Annotated in this window: 17 protein-coding genes, 1 tRNA gene and 1 riboswitch; of the genes, 7 read left to right on the plus strand and 11 right to left on the minus strand. The window is 73.3% G+C overall.

The genetic code is table 11. The annotated features are described in order from the left end of the window. Positions 1 to 3: 3 nt before the first annotated feature. From ACZ518_RS07680 to ACZ518_RS07690, 3 genes are read right to left on the minus strand one after another with little or no spacing between them, the layout of a single operon-like run. Positions 4 to 675, minus strand: a complete 672-nt coding sequence (locus ACZ518_RS07680; RefSeq protein WP_469112094.1) for a DUF4097 family beta strand repeat-containing protein — start codon at positions 673 to 675, stop codon at positions 4 to 6. A 45-nt stretch (positions 676 to 720) separates the two neighbouring features. Continuing rightward, complete coding sequence (locus ACZ518_RS07685; protein WP_469112095.1) at positions 721 to 981, minus strand: hypothetical protein; 261 nt, start codon at positions 979 to 981, stop codon at positions 721 to 723. Continuing rightward, positions 981 to 1,373, minus strand: coding sequence for a VOC family protein (locus tag ACZ518_RS07690; protein ID WP_469112096.1), 393 nt, complete (start codon positions 1,371 to 1,373; stop codon positions 981 to 983). The genes ACZ518_RS07685 and ACZ518_RS07690 overlap by 1 nt, the downstream gene beginning before the upstream one ends. Positions 1,374 to 1,470: 97 nt before the next feature. Between ACZ518_RS07690 and ACZ518_RS07695 the strand changes: the two genes are divergently transcribed. Beyond that, the gene (locus ACZ518_RS07695) at positions 1,471 to 2,361 is read left to right on the plus strand and encodes a LysR family transcriptional regulator (RefSeq protein WP_469112097.1); all 891 of its coding nucleotides are present in this window, start codon (positions 1,471 to 1,473) and stop codon (positions 2,359 to 2,361) included. Positions 2,362 to 2,404: 43 nt separating this feature from the next. Continuing rightward, complete coding sequence (locus ACZ518_RS07700) at positions 2,405 to 3,298, plus strand: LysR family transcriptional regulator (RefSeq protein WP_469112098.1); 894 nt, start codon at positions 2,405 to 2,407, stop codon at positions 3,296 to 3,298. 25 nt (positions 3,299 to 3,323) lie between these two features. Here ACZ518_RS07700 and ACZ518_RS07705 read toward each other — a convergent pair whose 3' ends face one another. The 4 genes from ACZ518_RS07705 to ACZ518_RS07720 form a co-directional block, all read right to left on the minus strand. Further along, entirely contained in the window at positions 3,324 to 4,112 is a 789-nt protein-coding gene (locus ACZ518_RS07705) for an ABC transporter ATP-binding protein (protein WP_469112099.1), read from the minus strand. Further along, positions 4,109 to 5,128 (minus strand): FecCD family ABC transporter permease, encoded by a 1,020-nt coding sequence (locus tag ACZ518_RS07710; protein ID WP_469112100.1) that lies wholly within the window; start codon positions 5,126 to 5,128, stop codon positions 4,109 to 4,111. The genes ACZ518_RS07705 and ACZ518_RS07710 overlap by 4 nt, the downstream gene beginning before the upstream one ends. Continuing rightward, positions 5,125 to 6,114: an ABC transporter substrate-binding protein gene (locus tag ACZ518_RS07715; protein ID WP_469112101.1), complete on the minus strand. Its 990-nt coding sequence runs from the start codon at positions 6,112 to 6,114 to the stop codon at positions 5,125 to 5,127. The genes ACZ518_RS07710 and ACZ518_RS07715 overlap by 4 nt, the downstream gene beginning before the upstream one ends. A 35-nt stretch (positions 6,115 to 6,149) precedes the next feature. Further along, a riboswitch (cobalamin riboswitch) is annotated at positions 6,150 to 6,287 on the minus strand. Positions 6,288 to 6,475: 188 nt separating this feature from the next. Beyond that, positions 6,476 to 6,552: transfer RNA gene (locus ACZ518_RS07720), tRNA-Trp, on the minus strand. Between the two features lie 130 nt (positions 6,553 to 6,682). Between ACZ518_RS07720 and ACZ518_RS07725 the strand changes: the two genes are divergently transcribed. Both ACZ518_RS07725 and ACZ518_RS07730 read left to right on the plus strand, forming a co-directional pair. After that, positions 6,683 to 7,141: a DUF4352 domain-containing protein gene (locus tag ACZ518_RS07725; RefSeq protein WP_469112102.1), complete on the plus strand. Its 459-nt coding sequence runs from the start codon at positions 6,683 to 6,685 to the stop codon at positions 7,139 to 7,141. Positions 7,142 to 7,288: 147 nt separating this feature from the next. Further along, complete coding sequence (locus tag ACZ518_RS07730) at positions 7,289 to 8,938, plus strand: GMC oxidoreductase (RefSeq protein ID WP_469112103.1); 1,650 nt, start codon at positions 7,289 to 7,291, stop codon at positions 8,936 to 8,938. Positions 8,939 to 9,061: 123 nt separating this feature from the next. Here the strand turns inward: ACZ518_RS07730 and ACZ518_RS07735 are convergent, their stop codons facing one another. Together ACZ518_RS07735 and ACZ518_RS07740 are read right to left on the minus strand one after the other, a co-directional pair. Next, positions 9,062 to 9,541, minus strand: a complete 480-nt coding sequence (locus tag ACZ518_RS07735; RefSeq protein WP_469112104.1) for a carboxymuconolactone decarboxylase family protein — start codon at positions 9,539 to 9,541, stop codon at positions 9,062 to 9,064. Beyond that, complete coding sequence (locus ACZ518_RS07740) at positions 9,538 to 10,620, minus strand: NAD(P)H-dependent amine dehydrogenase family protein (protein ID WP_469112105.1); 1,083 nt, start codon at positions 10,618 to 10,620, stop codon at positions 9,538 to 9,540. The genes ACZ518_RS07735 and ACZ518_RS07740 overlap by 4 nt, the downstream gene beginning before the upstream one ends. A 254-nt stretch (positions 10,621 to 10,874) precedes the next feature. On the opposite strand from ACZ518_RS07740, the gene ACZ518_RS07745 reads away from it, so the two are divergent. Both ACZ518_RS07745 and ACZ518_RS07750 read left to right on the plus strand, forming a co-directional pair. After that, entirely contained in the window at positions 10,875 to 12,209 is a 1,335-nt protein-coding gene (locus ACZ518_RS07745) for a glycoside hydrolase family 18 protein (protein WP_469112345.1), read from the plus strand. 66 nt (positions 12,210 to 12,275) lie between these two features. Then, positions 12,276 to 13,532 (plus strand): serpin family protein, encoded by a 1,257-nt coding sequence (locus ACZ518_RS07750; protein WP_469112106.1) that lies wholly within the window; start codon positions 12,276 to 12,278, stop codon positions 13,530 to 13,532. On the opposite strand, the gene ACZ518_RS07755 is transcribed toward ACZ518_RS07750, so the two are convergent. Together ACZ518_RS07755 and ACZ518_RS07760 are read right to left on the minus strand one after the other, a co-directional pair. Continuing rightward, positions 13,438 to 14,472 (minus strand): PfkB family carbohydrate kinase, encoded by a 1,035-nt coding sequence (locus tag ACZ518_RS07755; RefSeq protein WP_469112107.1) that lies wholly within the window; start codon positions 14,470 to 14,472, stop codon positions 13,438 to 13,440. The genes ACZ518_RS07750 and ACZ518_RS07755 overlap by 95 nt on opposite strands. A gap of 2 nt (positions 14,473 to 14,474) precedes the next feature. Continuing rightward, the gene (locus tag ACZ518_RS07760; protein ID WP_469112108.1) at positions 14,475 to 15,104 is read right to left on the minus strand and encodes a bifunctional 4-hydroxy-2-oxoglutarate aldolase/2-dehydro-3-deoxy-phosphogluconate aldolase; all 630 of its coding nucleotides are present in this window, start codon (positions 15,102 to 15,104) and stop codon (positions 14,475 to 14,477) included. A gap of 309 nt (positions 15,105 to 15,413) precedes the next feature. Here ACZ518_RS07760 and ACZ518_RS07765 point away from each other — a divergent pair, with 309 nt between their 5' ends. Next, positions 15,414 to 17,087, plus strand: a complete 1,674-nt coding sequence (locus tag ACZ518_RS07765) for a sigma-70 family RNA polymerase sigma factor (protein ID WP_469112109.1) — start codon at positions 15,414 to 15,416, stop codon at positions 17,085 to 17,087. Positions 17,088 to 17,116 lie beyond the last annotated feature (29 nt).

Consider the following 17,116-nt stretch of genomic DNA (forward strand, 5'->3'; position numbering starts at 1 on the left):
GGGTCAGAGGCTGCGGGCGGTGATGTCGCCGTAGGCGGTGGTCGCGTGGATCCTCAGGCGGGCGTCGGCGCCGTCGGTGTTGCCGAGCGAGTTGTGGATCCGGCCGCGGCCGGTCTCGGCGTCCAGGGAGGCGGAGACCCCGTGGGTGGCGCCGACGTGGATCTCACCGTGCTCGGTGCTCAGGCTGACCGTGCCGGTCACGGCCTCGGTAATACGGATGTCGCCCTTCTGGGTGCTGATGCGGGCGGAGCCGCCCAGGCGGCCGACCGAGACGTCGCCGGCCTGGAGCACGAGGCGGACGCCCTCGGTCTCGGCGAGCTCGACCGTGCCCTGCGCGCCCTCGAAGGCGACGTCGCCGAGCCGTCCGACGCCGTGGAACTCGGCGGCGGCGGTCTTCGCCTCGATGCGGGAGCCGACGGGCAGCTGGACGGTCACCTCGACGGATCCGGAGTTGCCGAGGATCCGGTTCTTCGCCGCGGGGGCCGTGATGCGCAGGACGTCGTCGCCGTATTCGACCGCGGTCTGCTCCGCCGCCTCTACGTCGCGGCCCTTCGAGGCGTCCGAGGGCAGGACCTCGACGGTGGTGTCGGCCCGGTCGGCGGCGATGAACCGGATGCGTCCGGCGGGGACGTCGAGGACGGCGGCGATGGTGCCGGGGGTGTCGAACGTGTGCATGGTGCTCTCCTTGAGCTCGTTGTCTCTGATGGCGGGTGGGCGGCGTCAGGGGCCGGCGAGCGGGACGAACCGGCCCTGGGCCAGCGTGGCTTCCTGCGCCGCGGCCTCCTTCGCGGCCGCTTTGGCCTTGCGGCTCCGCAGGAGGAGGAGCGCCGGCAGTGCGGCGCCCAGGACGCCGCCGGGCAGCGGGCCGCCCACCACGCCGAGCCCGGACACGGACCCCCGGGCCAGGATCAGCTGGCCGGGGCTGTCGGCGATGGTGCCGAGCGCCGAGGCCGCGCCGGACAGTGCGAGCCCGGTGATCATCACGCGGCGCCGGCCGGCGGCACCCATTCGGTGAGCCGGACCACGACGCCGTTGGGATCGGTGAGCTGGAACAGCTGCTCACCCCACGGCTCTTGGCGGATCCGGCCGTCGACGGCTGCTCCCTCGCGGCGCAGCCGTTCGTACTCGGCGGCGACGTCCGTGACGGTCAGGGTCACGGCCAGGTCGGCCAGCCCCTGGCCGCGCCAGGCCTGCGGCGGCAGCTCGGGGTCACGCTCGGACAGGGCGATCTCGGCGGAGGTGTCGTCCCGGCGGAGGCAGACGTACCCCTCCGCCGACTCGACTTCACGGAAGCCCAGATGGGTGGTGAAGAACCGGATGGAGGCGCCCATGTCATCCACGGTCAACGACACCTTGGTAGTGACGACGTTCATGCACCGAGCATCCTGTGTGGACAAGATGCTGATCAACGGTTGATCATGCAACGCTGGTTAAGCCTGGGGTTAACGAACATGCGGGGCGTGGGGGCGCGTGGAACTGCGCGACATCGAGATCTTCCTGACGCTGTCGGAGGAACTGCACTTCGGACGGACGGCCGAACGGCTGCACGTATCCGCAGCGCGGGTCAGTCAGGCCATCAAGAAACAGGAACGCTCGATCGGGGCCGAACTCTTCGAACGGACCAGCCGCCAGGTACGGCTCACACCGGTCGGCGAGCAGCTGCTCGGTGATCTGCGGCCGGTGTTCCGGAGCCTGAAGGCGAGCGTGGACCGGGCCCGGCTCACGGCCCGGGGCAAGACGGACGTCCTGCGGATCGGCCTGATGGTCACCAACGGACACGAACTGCGTCCCTTCTGGGACGCCTTCCGCACACGCCATCCGCAGTGGGGGCTGCGCCTGAGCCACAACGGCTACATGGACCCGTTCGCCCCGCTGCGGCGCGGCGAGATCGACCTGCTGCTGTCATGGCTCCCGGTGGAAGAGCCCGATCTGACCGTGGGGCCGGTGCTCTTCGACGAGCCCAGGGTCGCGCTGGTGGCCAACGACCACCGGTTGGCCGACCGCTCTTCACTGACCCTGGAAGCACTCGCGGACCACGGGATCGTCGGTCCGGACGGACCGCAGCCCGACTACTTCGAGAACGCCTTCGTTCCGTTCACCGCGCCCAGCGGCCGCGCCATCGAACGGAAGGCCCTGGTCACGACACTGGACGAGCTGTACACGCTCGTCGCCGACGGGGAGGTCATCCACCTCCTGGGCAATCAGGTCACCCGCTTCTACGTCCGGCCCGACGTCACCTACATCCCCGTCCGCGACACGCCCCTCCTGCGGTGGGGGCTGGTATGGCGGTCGGACAACGCCAGCCCGCTGGTCCGGGCCTTCGCGGGCATCGCACGCGAACTCGGGACAATGTCGCTGTAAGGGCCGGATCAGGCGCCGGAATCACTGAGCAAACGGGGGGCGCGTGGAGCTGCGCGATATCGAGATCTTCCTGACGTTGTCCGAGGAGCTGCACTTCGGGAGGACGGCGGAGCGGCTGCACGTGTCGGCGCCGCGGGTCAGCCAGGCGATCAAGAAGCAGGAACGGTCGATCGGGGCCGAGCTCTTCGAACGGACCAGCCGCCAGGTACGGCTCACACCGGTCGGCGAGCAGCTGCGCGACGACCTGCTCCCCGTCTTCCAGGGACTGAAGGCGAGCATGGACCGGGCGCGGCTCACAGCCCAGGGCAAGACGGACGTCCTGCGGATCAACCTGTTGGTCTCCAACGCACACGAACTGCGGCCCTTCTGGGATGCCTTCCGCGCGCAGCATCCGACGTGCGGGATACGACTCCGCTACAACGGCTTCATCGATCCGTTCGGGCCGCTGCGCAGGGGCGAAGCCGACCTGCTGCTCGCGTGGCTCCCTGTCGAGGAACCGGATCTCACCGTGGGCCCGGTGCTGTTCGAGGAGACCCGGGTCGCAGCCGTGGCGTCCGACCACCGGCTGGCGGTCCGGCCCTCGGTGTCCCTGGAGGTGTTCGCCGACCACGGCGTGGTCGGCGGGGAGTCGCTGCAGCCCGACTACTGGGAGGACGCGTTCATGCCCTTCTACACGCCCAGTGGCCGGACGATCGAGCGGAACACCTGCTCCGCCACCGACCTGGACTCGCTGTTCATGATCATCTCCTCGGGTGAAGCCGTCCACTCCTTCGCAGCCCAGGTCACCCGCTTCCATGTCCGCCCCGACATCACCTACCTGCACCTCCACGACGCCCCGAAGATGCGCTGGGGCCTGGTCTGGCGGTCGGACAACGGCAACCCGATGGTCCGGTCCTTCGTACGCATCGCCCGCGAGCTCGGGACGATGTCCCTGTGAGCGGCCTTCCGCCCCGCGCGGGTTGCTAACCGGGCGGCTGCGGGAGGTAGACGATGCTGGGGGCGCCCGTGGTCGGGTGGGTCCCGACGCGGGTGCGGACCCCGTAGACGTCCGCCAGCAGTTCCTCGTCCAGTACCTCGCCCGGCGGTCCCGCGGCGACGACCCGGCCCGCCGACAGGACGTAGAGCCGGTCGCAGAAGGAGGCCGCGAGGTTGAGGTCGTGCAGGACGAGGAGGGCGGTCGCGGGCAGGCCGCGGACCAGGCCGAGCACCTCCAGCTGGTAGCGGATGTCGAGGTGGTTCGTCGGCTCGTCCAGGGCCAGCAGGCCCGGTTCCTGGACGAGGGCGCGGGCGACGAGGGCGCGCTGGCGCTCACCGCCGGAAAGCTCCTCGAAGCGCCGCTCCGCGTAGCCGGCCGCGCCGACCCGCTCCAGCGCCCCGGCCACCTGCCGCCGGTCCTCCGGGCCGTCCTGCTCCCAGAAGCGCTTGTGCGGGCTGCGGCCCATGGCGACGACCTCGCGGACGGTCAGCCCGAAGGTGCCGGTGGCGTCCTGCGGGACCACCGCCACCCGCCGGGCGCGCTCCTTGGCGCCCAGCGCCCCGGCGTCGGCGCCGTCGAGGAGCACCCGGCCGGCGGTGGGCCGCAGGGTGCCGTAGACGCAGCGCAGCAGGGTGGTCTTGCCGCTGCCGTTCGGCCCGACCACGCCGACCGTCTCGCCGGGGCGGGCGGTGAGGTCGATCCCGTGCAGCAGCGTGTGCCCGTCCACCTCGTAACGCAGGGCCTCGACGGCGAGTTCCGCCGGTCCGCGCGTCATCCCGCCACCCCCTCGGTGCGGCTGGTCCTGCGCAGCATCCACAGGAAGAAGGGCCCGCCCACCAGCGCGGTGACCACCCCGACCGGGACCTCCTCGGGAGCCGCCGCCGTACGGGCGACCAGGTCGGCCAGGACCAGGAAGACGGCCCCGGCGAGCGCGGCCACGGGCAGCAGCGCCCGGTGGCCGGCGCCGACGGCCATCCGGGCGGCGTGCGGGACCATCAGGCCGACGAAGCCGATGGCCCCGCTGTAGGCGACGAGCACCCCGACGACGAGGGAGGAGAGCACGAACACGGCGGCCCGGAACCGGCCGGTGTCCAGGCCGAGGGTGCGCGCGCCCTCCTCCCCGGCGAGCAGCAGGTCCAGCGGCCGGGCCAGGGCGGTGAGCAGGGCCGTGCCGAAGAGCAGCGCGACGGCCGGCAGGGAGAGTTCGTCCCAGCGCGCCCCGCCGAGGCCGCCCAGGGTCCAGAACAGCGCGGTGCGGATCTGGTCGGGGTGCGCGGAGAGGACCAGGACCAGGCTGGTCAGCGCGGACAGGATGTACTGCACGGCCACCCCGGCCAGGATCAGCCGGCCGGTGGTCATGGTGCCGCCGCGCCGGGCCATGGCGTAGACGGCGACGAGCGCGGCCATGGACCCGGCGAAGGCGGCGGCCGGCAGCCCGATCCCGCCCGCGACTCCGGCGGCGCCCGCACCGAACACGATGACCAGCACCGCCCCCGCCGAGGCCCCGGAGGAGGCGCCGAGCAGGAAGGGGTCGGCGAGCGGGTTGCGCACGAGGGCCTGGAGGACGACGCCGGCCACGGCCAGTCCGGCCCCGACGACCGCCCCGAGCAGTACCCGCGGCATCCTCACGTCCCACACGATGGAGGCGAAGGCCCCGCGGGCGCCGGGGCCGCCGAGGACGATGTCGACGACCTGGCCGGGTGGGATCCGTACGGGTCCCAGGGCCAGCCCCGCCACCGCCGAGGCGGTGAGCGCGGCGGCGAGCAGCACGAGCGCGAGTCCGCGCCTCACGGGGCGTCGGGGTGCAGCTGGCGGCCCAGGGACTCGACGGCGTCGGCGACGCGCACGCCGAGCACGGCGGAGGAGAGCGGCAGCACGGCGAACCGCCGGTTCTTCACCGCGGGAACCTGCGCGAGCGCCGGGTCGTTCAACAGGCGCTGCTTCTTGGCCTCCACGGTGGTGCCGCCGTAGTCGTAGATGAGGACGACCTCGGGTCCGCGTTCGATGACCTTCTCCCACGGCACGTCGCCGAAGGTGTCCTTGAGGTCGGCGAACACGTTCGCGCCCCCGGCGAGGGAGACGATCTCGTTGCCGATGCCGTTGCCTCCCGAGGTGAAGGCGGAGGCCTCGCCGGAGTCGTAGACGAAGACGGACGGCCGGGCCCGGTCCTTCACCCGCGCGCTGACGGCGTCGACGCGCCGCTGTTCCTCCCGGACGAGGGCCTCACCGCGTTCGGGCACGCCGAAGGTCCGGGCGACCTCGGTGATCTCGGTCTTCAGCTGTTCGAGCCCGACCGGGCCCTCGGTGCAGTACTCCACGCTCAGCCGGGAGCCGATGCCGGCCTTGGCCAGCCCCTCGCGGTCCCGCCCCTGCCCCTTGTCGAAGGCACTGGCGTAACCGCCGTAGACGAAATCGGGGTTGGCGCCGAGGAGCACCTCCTTCGAGGGGTACTCCTTCGCCAGCACCTTGATCCTGTCGTAGGCGGGCCGGTAGGCGGGCAGCACGGAGTCGTCGAGGTAGGCGGTGCCGGCCATCCGGTCCTGGAGCCCGAGGGCGAGCATGATCTCGGTGGCGTGCTGGTTCATGGTGACGGCGCGCTCGGGCGGCGCCTGGTAGGTGCTGCTGACACCGCAGTTGGTGACGGTGTACGGGAACCCGGGCGCGGTCTGCGCCCCGGCGGCGGACCGCTCGGCCCCGGGCGGCCCGCCGCAGGCGGCGAGCGGCACGACGAGGGCGAAGGGCAGGAAGGAGCGCACGGCGGCGCGGACACGCGACATGGTGAGGCCTCTCCGGGGGATCCTCGTCCCCGGTCGAAGTGAAGAGGCGGTGCGTCAGTGTCTGACTCCCGGCCGTCGCGCGCACGCGGCGGCCGGTCACAGTGGCGGGACCGCACCGGAATCACACCGGTTTCCTGTCCTGCACCGCCGGGACAACCAGGCCAAGTCTGCCAGACGCGATCTTCACCCCCGGAAGGGGCGGCGGAGGGGTGGCGGGCCACCCGGATGGTTCGGGGGCCTTCTCACCGGGGTGGGCGAGCCGTTCCAGGATCCTGTCCCCACCCTGTCCCCACCAGACGACAAAAAGGACCCCGGGAGAGGTCTCCCGGGGTCCTTTCGACAAGAAATGCCCGTTCAGGCTTGGCAGGGGTAGCAGGATTCGAACCTACGACATCTGGTTTTGGAGACCAGCGCTCTGACCAGCTGAGCTATACCCCTTCGGTGGGTCACACCCTGCCATGAAGCGGCCGGAAGATCCAATCCATTTTCCGCGTCGCCGGTGGCGGGAGCGGGGCGGGCGGAGGATCGTGGGCGGGGAGGGGGTGGACCGCCGAGCCTGGGAGGCGTCGTGCGCCACCGTCCGGGGCGCCTGCTGGGGCCCCTCCTCGTGCTGCTGCTCGTCGGTGCCGGGCCCGACGGGTCCGGGGAGACCGTTTCGCTCGACGGGGACCGGGCCGGGGAGCGGCTCGACGTGACCCTGACCCGGGTCGTCGACCCCGCGGGCAGCGCCGGACCGGACCGGCTGGTGGCGGTGGAGCTGCGGCTGGAGAACACCGGGACGGTGCCGTACGAGGACTCCCCCGCGCCGGCCGCGCACCTGCTCGACACCGAGGGGCAGCGGTTCACGGGGACGGGCACCGCGACCGGTGCCGGGCCGAGCCTGCCGGACACCGTCACCCTGGTGCCCGGGGATTCGGCGTCCGGGTTCGTCACCTTCCGGCTTCCCGAGGGCGCCCGCCTCGCCGCCGTGCAGTTCGCGCTGGACCGGGGACTGGGCGACGACGTGGGCCACTGGAGCCTGTCCTGAGCCCTGCGGCCGCAGCGCCCGCAGCAGCGCTCTCGGCAGCGCCCCATGGAACGGAATCAGCCGGAAGTCACCGCGACGCGTGTAGTGACTTAGCAGGCTTTCACCAGTAGAACTTGTTCCCACTCCATCGAGAGTGAGGAACGTCACATGAGTGACAAAAACCTGCACAGCAAGGTATCCAGAGGTGTCACCCGCCGCGGATTCATCGCTGGAACTGGTTCTATTCTCGGAGCGATGGCGCTGGCGGTCAACGTCACCCCGGCCCATGCCGAACCGGCCACCACCACCGCCGCCGGGCCCATCGAATCCGGCGCCCGCGTCCCGGTCCTCGTGATCGGTACCGGCTACGGCGGCTCCGTCGCCGCGCTGCGGCTCGCCCAGGCCGGTGTCCCCGTGCACATGGTCGAGATGGGCATGGCCTGGGACACCCCCGGCAGCGACGGCAAGATCTTCGCCAACACCACCAGGCCCGACTACCGCTCGTACTGGCTGCGCACCAGGACCAAGGCGCCGCTCAGCAATTTCCTCGGCTTCCCCATCGACAAGGACGTCCCCCGCTACACGGGCATCCTCGATGCCGAGGAGATGGGCGGCATCATCGTCTACCAGGGCCGGGGCGTCGGCGGCGGCTCGCTCGTCAACGGCGGCATGGCCGTGACCCCCAAGCGGCAGAACTTCGCCGCGATCCTGCCCTCGGTGGACGCCGAGGAGATGTACGGGACCTACTACCCGCGGGCCAACGCCGGGCTCGGGGTGGGTCTGATCGACCCCGACTGGTTCGAGACGGTGGACTGCTACCAGTTCGCCCGCGTCGGCCGCAAGCACGCCCAGCGCTCCGGGTTCCCCTTCGTCTTCGTCCCCGACGTCTACGACTGGGACTACATGAAGAAGGAGGTGGCGGGCACCGTCCCCAAGTCCGCGGTCGACGGGGAGATCCTCTACGGGAACAACGCGGGCAAGAAGTCCCTCCAGCAGACCTACCTGGCCGCCGCCCGGGCGACCGGGAAGGTCACCGTCTCGCCCCTGCACCGGGTCACCACCGTCTCCCCCTCGGACGGTGGCGGCTACACGGTCGTCATGGAGCAGCTCGCCACCACCGGGGACGTCGTCGCCACCAAGACCGTCACCGCCGACCGGGTGTTCTTCGCCGCCGGCAGCGTGGGGACGAGCAAGCTGCTGGTCCGGCTGAAGGCGACCGGCGCACTGCCGAACCTGAACGAGGAGGTGGGCAAGGGCTGGGGCGACAACGGCAACGTCATGTGCGGCCGCGCCAACCACATGTGGGACCCGACCGGGAAGGTGCAGGCCTCCATCCCCTGCGGCGGCATCGACAACTGGGACGCGGGCGGCGCCTTCGCCGAGGTGGCCCCGCTGCCGACGGGGATCGAGACGTACGCGTCCTTCTACCTCTCCATCACCAGGAACCCGAACCGGGCGCAGTTCTCGTGGAACGCGGCGGCGGGGAAGGTGGAGCTGAACTGGCAGACGGCGTGGAAGCAGCCCTCGATCGACATGGCGAAGACCATCTTCGACAAGATCAACGCCAGGGAGGGGACGATCTACCGGACCGACCTCTTCGGGACCAACAAGGTCTGGGGCGACCATCTCACGTACCACCCGCTGGGCGGGGCGGTGCTGAACAAGGCCACGGACAACTACGGCCGGCTGCACGGGCACCCGGGCCTGTACGTCATCGACGGAGCGCTGATCCCCGGCAACACCAGCGTCAACCCGTTCGTGACGATCACGGCCCTCGCCGAGCGCAACATCGAGAAGATCATCGCCACGGACCTCTGAGCAGGTCCCTGAGCAGGCCCCTGAGCAGGTCCCTGAGCAGCTCTCTGAGCGGACCGGTTCCCGGGGCCGTCCGGATCCTCCGGGCGGCCCCGGGCCGTGCCGCGGGCGCCGGGGCGTCACGGTTCAGCCGCCCGGCAGCACGCAGACGCTGTCGAGGCCCAGTACGTGGTTGAGCCGGCCGAAGGCCAGCCAGGAGCCGATGCTCATGCTGAGCTCCACGATCTCCAGCTGGCTGTAGTGCGCGGTCATCCTCGCCCAGAAGTCGTCGTCGAGGTTGTGGTGGTCCAGGGCGTAGCGCTCGGCGTACTCGGCGGCGAGCCGGGTGCGGTCGTCGAAGGCCGTGGTGGTGCGCCATGCGGTGACGGCGTCCGCGAACTCCTCCTCGACCTTCTCCCCGTCCCGGTCGGTGCGCCAGTCGAGGCAGAAGACGCACCCGTTGATCTGCGCGATGCGCAGCCGCGCCGCCTCGAACTCGCGCAGGCCGAGCGTCGTGTGGGCGTAGACGGAGAGGGAGAAGTTGGCGGCGGCCATGCCGATGCCGGGGACCATGTCCCCCCACACGTACTCGATCGGGTGCTGTCCGTCGGGGATGTCGATCCTCATGGCTGCTTCCTTCCGAGTTTGCCGACTGCGGGCCGCAGCGGGACGTCCAGGGCGTCGTAGAGGCCGGGTTCCGCGGCCACCAGCCAGTCGATGGCCCCCACCAGGCGGCCGACGGCGGTGGCGTTCCCGCCGGCCGAGCGGTTGCCGCCCTCGTCGGTGGCCTCGACGGTCACCTCGATGCGGGGGCGGCCCTCGATGACCACCCGGTGGGCTCCGGCGCCGCCCTCCGGCGGGACGGGCCAGTCGGGGGCGCAGGAGGCGTGGATGCGGGTGACGTGTTCGATGACGATGCGGGGTTCGCCGCCGACGATGCCCTGGACCTCGAAGCGGATGGCGCCCTGGGTTCCGGCCTCGAAGACGCCCATGGAGGGGGTGTTCACCGTGCTGTCGAGGGCGCGGCGCTGCGAGGTCTCGCGTATCTCGTCGAGCTCGACGCCGAGGGCGCGGGCCATCATCCGGATCTGGCCGCCCCACACCATGGTGGGGATCGAGGGCATCAGCATCATCGGCTCGTGGTCCATGGGGTGGCCCATGCCGACGAGGTGGCGTACGGAGTCCGGCTGGTCGTACGTGGAGTAGTCGAAGATCTCCTGGCAGCGGATGGCGTCCACGGTGGTGCCCAGGCCGCTGATCAGCAGCGGGAGCACGTCGTTGCCCCAGCCGGGGTCGACGCCGGAGGCGAAGAGCGAGCCGCCGCCCTCGGCGATCGCGGCCAGGACGGGGTCCCGGAACTCCGGTGGGGCGCTGCGGTGGTCGTAGAGGGGGTAGAGGGCGGGGCTGACGACGGCCGCGCCGGCGGTGATGGCGCGGCTGATGTCGGCGAGGGCCCCGTCGGGGCGGATGTCGCCGGACGCCGCGTAGACGACGGCGGCCGGGCGGGCGGCGAGCACCGCTTCGATGTCGTCGGTGGCGGCCACCCCCAGCCGGTGGCCGAGTCCGGCGAGTTCGCCGGCGTCGCGGCCGGTCTTCGCGGGGTCGTGGACGATGACTGCCGTGAGTTCGAGCGCCGGGTGGGCGTCGACGGCGCGGATCGCCGCGCGGCCGACGTTGCCGGTGCCCCAGACCACCGTGGGAATCATGCGCGGAGGGTAGCGAGGGGGCGTGGAGGTGCCCAGCGTCGTGAAGGAGGTTTTTCGGACGGGTCCCCAGCGGGTCACCGCCCGGTCCGCGGCCGTGGTGAACGCCCCCTTGACCCGGGTGGTCCAGACCAATACGTTCCCGGGTGGGACGGGCGCCGCCGGTGCAGGGCCGCGCCCGTCCCCGCACGGCTCAGGAGCACCACTCCCCGCATCCGCAAAGGAAGCCCATGCGTTCCACGCGCCCCATGCACCCCATGCGCCGCAGCACCCTCGGCCGGCTGGCCGTCGCCGCCTGCTCCCTCTCCCTGCTGACCGCCTTCGCGCCCGCCGCGGCGGCCGGGAACGGGGACCGGGACGCCGCGGGCGGGCACGCCCGCTCGTACCGGAAGGTCGGCTACTTCACCCAATGGGGCGTCTACGGGCGGGACTTCCAGGTCCAGGACCTGGAGGCGAACGGCACCGCCGGCAAACTCACCCACGTCAACTACGCCTTCGGCAACATCGGCGCCGACGGCAAGTGCTTCACGGGCAACGTGGCCGGCGAGGCCGACGCCTGGGCGGACTACGCGCGCCCGCTGGACGCGGCGCACTCCGTGGACGGGGTCGCCGACACCGCTGACCAGCCGCTGGCCGGGAACTTCAACCAGCTGAAGGAGCTCAAGGCCGAGCACCCCGGGCTCAAGGTGCTGATCTCGCTGGGCGGCTGGAGCTGGTCCACCCACTTCTCGGACGCGGCCCTCACCCCCGCCTCCCGCAAGGCCCTCGTCCGTTCCTGCATCGACCTCTACCTCAAGGGCGACCTCCCGCAGGACGGCGCCCGGGGCGGGGCCGGAGCCGCCGCCGGGGTCTTCGACGGGATCGACCTGGACTGGGAGTGGCCGGGCTCGGAGGGTGACACCGACACGAAGTTCCGGCCGGAGGACAAGCGCAACTTCGCCGAGCTGGTCCACGAGTTCCGCACCCAGCTCGACGCGTTCGGGCGCGAGCACGGGCGCCCGTACGAGCTGACGGCCTTCGCCCCGGCCGCCCCCGCCAAGATCGACGCGGGCTTCGACGTCCGCCGGATCATGCGCGACCTCGATTTCGTCACCCTCCAGGGCTACGACTTCCACGTGTCCGGGGAGAAGACCACCGCCCAGCAGTCCGCGCTGTACGCCCGGGGCGACTTCAGCGTCGACGCCACGGTGGACTCCTGGCTGCGGCGCGGGGCGCCCGCGCGGAAGCTGGTGGTCGGCATGCCGTTCTACGGGCAGGGCTGGACCGGGGTCACCGGCGGCGGGGACGGCATGGGGAAGCCGGCCACGGGACCGGCGCCGGCGAAGTGGGCCGCCGGGTACGAGGACTACGAGGAGCTGAGGAAGCTGGCCGCCTCCGGCACCTTCCAGGTGCACCGCGACCGGCGCGGCGGCCACGCCTGGCTGTTCGACGGCACCACACTGTGGACGTACGACGACCCGCAGGTGCTGCGCGCGAAGGCCCGGTACGTCCGCGAACGGGGCCTGGGCGGCGCCATGTTCTGGTCCCTGGACGCCGACACCGCCGACGGCGAGCTGACCACCGCCGTCGACCAGGGCCTGCGCGGCCGCTGAACCGGCGCCGCCGGGCCGAGGAAATTCGTCCGGCTCGGCGGCGCCCCAGCACGTACGCTCCGCGGCATGAGGAACTCGACAGTACGGGCGGTCAACCGGCTCACGGCGCGCTGGGCCGCCGAAGCCTCCGGCGGGGACGGGGGTACGGTCTTCACCGCGGCGGGGGTCTGGCCCCTGCTGGCCCTGATGGCGGACGGAGCGGCCGGACCGGCCCGCGCGGAGCTGTCCGAAGCGCTCGGCATACCCCCCGAGGACGCGGCGGAGGCCGCGCGCGAGCTGCTGGCCGGGCTGGCCGGCGTACGGGGCCTGCGGGAGGCGACGGGTCTGTGGGCCGGGGCCGACCTGCCCCTGGAGGCCCCCTGGCTGTCCCGCCTCCCCGAGGGCACCCGGGGCACTCTGACCGGCGACCCGGACACCGACGGCAAGACCCTGGACGCGTGGACCGCCGAGCGTACGGACGGACTCGTCGAGCGCATGCCGATCGCGCTGCCGCAGGGCCCGGACGCGGTCCGACTGGTGCTGGCCTCCGCGCTCGCGCTGCGACTGAAGTGGATCAAGCCCTTCCAGGAGTGGCCCGGCAAGGTGTACGACGGTCCGTGGGCCGGCCGGGAACTGGTCATGCTGCACCGGAGCACGTCCCTGCTGGACCGGGTCCGGGTGGCGCACGGCCCCTGCGGTCCGGTCACGCTGGCGGAGGTGGTCGGGGACACCGGGGTGGACGTCCACCTCGTGCTGGGCGGGCCGGAGGCCTCGCCCGGCGAGGTGCTCCGCACCGGGATCGAGGCCGTCACCCGGGCGCGCCCGGCGACGCCCGCGAGCCTCCTGCCCGCGGGCGGCCCCGGCCCGGGCCTGTCCATCACGATGGTCCCCTCGACGTCGCCGGAGCCCCGGCTCTCCATCGAGACACCCGCCTTCGAGGTCCGTGCCGACCACGATCTCCTGGAGCAGGCCCGGCTGTTCGGCCTGGGCGCCGCCTCGGACAGCAGCTCCGGCCACTTCCCCGGGATCAGCCCGGACCCCCTGGCCATCGGCTCGGCGCGGCAGTCGGCGCTCGCCCGCTTCCACGCGACGGGCTTCGAAGCCGCCGCGGTGACGGCGATCGGCTTCGCGGCCGGTTGCGCGCCCCGTTTCCCCTACCGCGTGCGCCACGCGGCGGTGGCCTTCCACCGCCCCTTCGGCTTCCTGGCGGTGCACCGCACCTCCCGCCTGGTCCTCGCCGCGGGCTGGGTCACGGACCCGCTCCCGTACGAGCAGCCGGACCGGGAGGCCGAGGAAGCCGAGGCCTGGGAGGAAGAGCAGTGGGCGGCGGAAGCCGGGCGGTGAGCGCGGCCGTCTCGCTGAAGGCGGGTACGCGGCCCGTGCCGCCGCGGCCCGCCACCGACAGGGAGGCCGCCGCCAGGCCGTACGCCACCGCCCGGGACAGCGGGTCGCCCAGGGCGAGCCGGGCGGTGGCGGTGCCGGTGAAGCAGTCCCCGGCGCCGGTGGTGTCGACGGGTGCCGGGTCGACGGGGACGGGGTGGTGGACCGCCCGGGTGCCGTCGTCCAGGAGCAGCCGGGCCGGGCCGGCGGTGACGGCCACCGTGCGCGCCCCCAGCGCCCGGTAGCGGGCCGCGGCGGTGGCCGGGTCGACGGTGTCCACCAGGGCGAGCGCGTCGCCCGGGCAGGAGGTCTTGAGCAGCCCGGTCAGCGGGGCGATCCCGGCGAGCAAGGACCTGGCCTCGGCGCGCCGGGTCAGCCGCGTACGGAAGTTGGGGTCGTACGTGACGTGCCCCCCTGCCGCGTGGACGGCGCGGGCGGCGGCGAGCACGGCCGCGCGGCTGCCCGGGGAGAGCGCGCCGGTGATCCCGCTGGTGATCAGCGCCCGGCAGCCCGTCAGCAGCGGGAGCCAGGCCTCGACGTGGGCCGGGGCGAGGGTGGAGGCGGCGCTGCGGGTGCGCCAGTACACGAACTCCCGGCCCCCGTCGGGGTCCGCGGAGAGCAGGTAGGCGCCGTTGGGGCGGGGCGCGCGGTGGACGTGGGCGACGTCCACGCCCAGCTCGGCGGCACGGCGCAGCAGCGGGACGCTCAGCTCGTCCTCCCCGACGACGGTCAGGAGCGCGGTGCGGGCCCCGGCCGCGGCGGCCGCGGCGGCGGCGTTGAGGGCGTCGCCGGAGTAGGAGATCCGGGCGGCGGTGCCGTCGGCGGCCGCGCGCAGGGCGGTCTCGGCGTGGATCTCGACCAGGACCTCGCCGAGGACGAGGACGTCGTAGCGCGGGGCGGCCACGGTCAGCACCCCTCCCCGCCGCAGCAGGGCCCGGCCAGCTCCGCGAACACCCCGGCCAGCTCCCCCGGGTCGGCGGGCAGGCCGCTGCCGACGCCGACGGCGGTCGCGCCCGCGTCGAGCCAGCCGCGGACCTCGCCGGGCCGGATCCCGCCCGTCGGGACGAGTACGGCGTCCGGGAGCACGGCCCTGAGGGAGCGGATGAAGCCGGGCCCGCCCACGTGGGCGGGGAACACCTTCGCGGCGCCCGCGCCCCGGACGGCGGCGGCTATCTCCCCGGGGGTGAAGCCGCCTTCGAGGAAGGGCGTCCCGCGCCGTGCGGCGACCTCGCGGACCTCGGGGGCGGGGTAGGGCGAGACGAGGAACGCGGCCCCGGCTTCGAGGGCCGCCCCGGCCTGGGCGGCGGTGGTCACCGTGCCCACCCCGATGACCGCGTCACGCCCCCGTGCGTCTCGGAGCGCCGCGGCGCGGGCGACGGCCCGGGCCCAGCCGGGGGTGGACGTGGTGAGCTCCACGGCCCGGCACCCGGCGCCGAGCAGTTCCCCGGTGGCCCGCAGGGCCCGGCCGGCGTCGGCGCTCCGCAGCACCGGGAGCAGGCGCTGGGCGGCCAGCACCGCGTACGGATGGCAGGACACGGAACCCTCCCGGCTGTTCCACGGCGTGGAACGGTGCGTCGTACAGCCCGACTTGATGGTCTAGACCATACACACGGGAAGGCCGCCCGGTCACCCCCTCGCCCGGCGACGGCGGTGGGGGCGCCGGAGCGGGGTGGTGGGGTGGCCCGGGGCGCGCCCGCCGCCATCAGCCCGTTCCGGCGGGCGGCGGCGGGCGCGCCCCGGGCGGCGGCGAAAAAGATTCCTCCGGATAAGCGTTATCCGGGCCGCACTCGACGGTCTCCCAGTTATCGGGCAACATCGACCGCCGGTACGGACAGGGACTTTCACATGAGTACACAGCACACGGCAGAGCTGGTGGCAGCGGCCCGCGCGGGCGATCCCCGCGCGCAGGACGAGCTGGTCAGCGCCCACCTGCCGCTGGTCTACAACGTGGTCGGGCGGGCTCTGAACGGGTCACACGACGTGGACGACGTGGTGCAGGACACCATGCTGCGCGCGCTCGACGGGCTGGGCACGCTGCGGTCCGACGAGAGCTTCCGGTCCTGGCTGGTGGCCATCGCGATGAACCGCGTACGGGCGCACTGGCAGGCCCGCAGCGGCGGCCCCGGGCAGAGCGGGCTGGAGGCCGCCCAGGACATCGCCGATCCCGGCGCCGACTTCGCCGACCTGACGGTCACCCGGCTCCACCTGTCGGGACAGCGCCGCGAGACCGCCCGTGCCACGCGCTGGCTGGAGCCCGACGACCGGGCGCTGCTGTCGCTGTGGTGGCTGGAGTGCGCGGGCGAGCTGACCCGGGCCGACGTGGCCTCGGCGCTGGAGCTGACCCCGCAGCACACGGCGGTACGGGTGCAGCGGATGAAGGCGCAGCTGGAGTCCGCGCGCGTGGTGGAGCGGGCCCTTGAGACGCAGCCGCCCTGCGAGGGGCTGCGGGCGATGACGGGCACCTGGGACGGCCGGCCCTCCGCGCTGTGGCGCAAGCGAATAGCCCGGCACGCCCGCGAGTGCCTGCGCTGCTCGGGGCTGTGGAACGGCCTGGTGCCGGCGGAGGGGCTGCTGGCCGGGCTGGCGCTGGTGCCGGTCACGGCGGCGCTGCTGGCGGGCGTACGGTCCACCGTGGCCGCCGGCTACGCCCCGGCGAACGTGGCCTTCGCCGACGCGGCGACCCAGCTCTCGCCGGTGGTGTCGGGCCCGGGCCGCGCCGCCCGGCGCAAGGGCGGGGCCGCGGCGGGCGGTACCGAGGGCCCCGACGGCCCCGACGGCCGCGCGGCACAGCGCAAGCGCCGCCGGAACCGGCGCCGGGCCATCGGCGGCGCGGTGGTCGCCGCGTGCGTCGCGGGCGGCGGCCTGGTGTACCTGGGGCAGCTGCCCGGTTCGAAGAAGACCGAGGCGGGCGGGGCGCCCGCGTCCCCGCTGGCCGCGCTCTCGGCGCCCGACTCCGCCGGGCCGCAGCCGTCCGGCTCCGCCTCGGCCTCGCCTTCCGCTCCGGTGTCGGGCTCGCCCTCCGCGTCGGCTTCCGCTTCGGCCTCCCCATCGGCCTCGGCGAGCACCGCGAAGACCTCGGCGGCTCCCGCGCCGACGAAGAGCACCGCGAAGCCCCCGGCCCCGCCGGCCCCGGCTCCGGCGGGCGTGGCGGGGCAGGTCATCGCCCTGGTCAACTCGGAGCGCGCGGCGGCCGGCTGCGGCCCGCTGAAGGAGGACGCGCAGCTGCGCAACGCCGCCCAGGGGCACTCCGACGACATGGCGCGGCGGGACTTCTTCGACCACACCAACCCCGACGGGGCCGACCCGGGGGCGCGGACGACGGCCGCCGGGTACCGGTGGTCGACGTACGGCGAGAACATCGCCAAGGGGCAGCAGACCGCGCAGTCCGTGATGGACTCCTGGATGAAGAGCCCGGGCCACCGCGCGAACATCCTCAACTGCTCCTTCAAGGACATCGGCGTGGGCATCCACTCCGGGTCCGGCGGCCCCTGGTGGACGCAGAACTTCGGGGCGCGCTGACCCGGTCGGCCGCCCGCGCTCCTCTTTGA

The sequence above is a fragment of the Streptomyces sp. NPDC033966 genome (assembly GCF_055575955.1).

Bases quoted from the DNA above. Each gene is read 5' to 3' on its own strand.
- ACZ518_RS07680 (WP_469112094.1), bottom strand. From the start codon at position 675: ATGCACACGTTCGACACCCCCGGCACCATCGCCGCCGTCCTCGACGTC.
- ACZ518_RS07685 (WP_469112095.1), bottom strand. From the start codon at position 981: ATGATCACCGGGCTCGCACTGTCCGGCGCGGCCTCGGCGCTCGGCACC.
- ACZ518_RS07690 (WP_469112096.1), bottom strand. From the start codon at position 1,373: ATGAACGTCGTCACTACCAAGGTGTCGTTGACCGTGGATGACATGGGC.
- ACZ518_RS07705 (WP_469112099.1), bottom strand. From the start codon at position 4,112: ATGACGCGCGGACCGGCGGAACTCGCCGTCGAGGCCCTGCGTTACGAG.
- ACZ518_RS07715 (WP_469112101.1), bottom strand. From the start codon at position 6,114: ATGTCGCGTGTCCGCGCCGCCGTGCGCTCCTTCCTGCCCTTCGCCCTC.
- ACZ518_RS07730 (WP_469112103.1), top strand. From the start codon at position 7,289: ATGAGTGACAAAAACCTGCACAGCAAGGTATCCAGAGGTGTCACCCGC.
- ACZ518_RS07735 (WP_469112104.1), bottom strand. From the start codon at position 9,541: ATGAGGATCGACATCCCCGACGGACAGCACCCGATCGAGTACGTGTGG.
- ACZ518_RS07740 (WP_469112105.1), bottom strand. From the start codon at position 10,620: ATGATTCCCACGGTGGTCTGGGGCACCGGCAACGTCGGCCGCGCGGCG.
- ACZ518_RS07745 (WP_469112345.1), top strand. From the start codon at position 10,875: ATGCGCCGCAGCACCCTCGGCCGGCTGGCCGTCGCCGCCTGCTCCCTC.
- ACZ518_RS07750 (WP_469112106.1), top strand. From the start codon at position 12,276: ATGAGGAACTCGACAGTACGGGCGGTCAACCGGCTCACGGCGCGCTGG.
- ACZ518_RS07765 (WP_469112109.1), top strand. From the start codon at position 15,414: ATGAGTACACAGCACACGGCAGAGCTGGTGGCAGCGGCCCGCGCGGGC.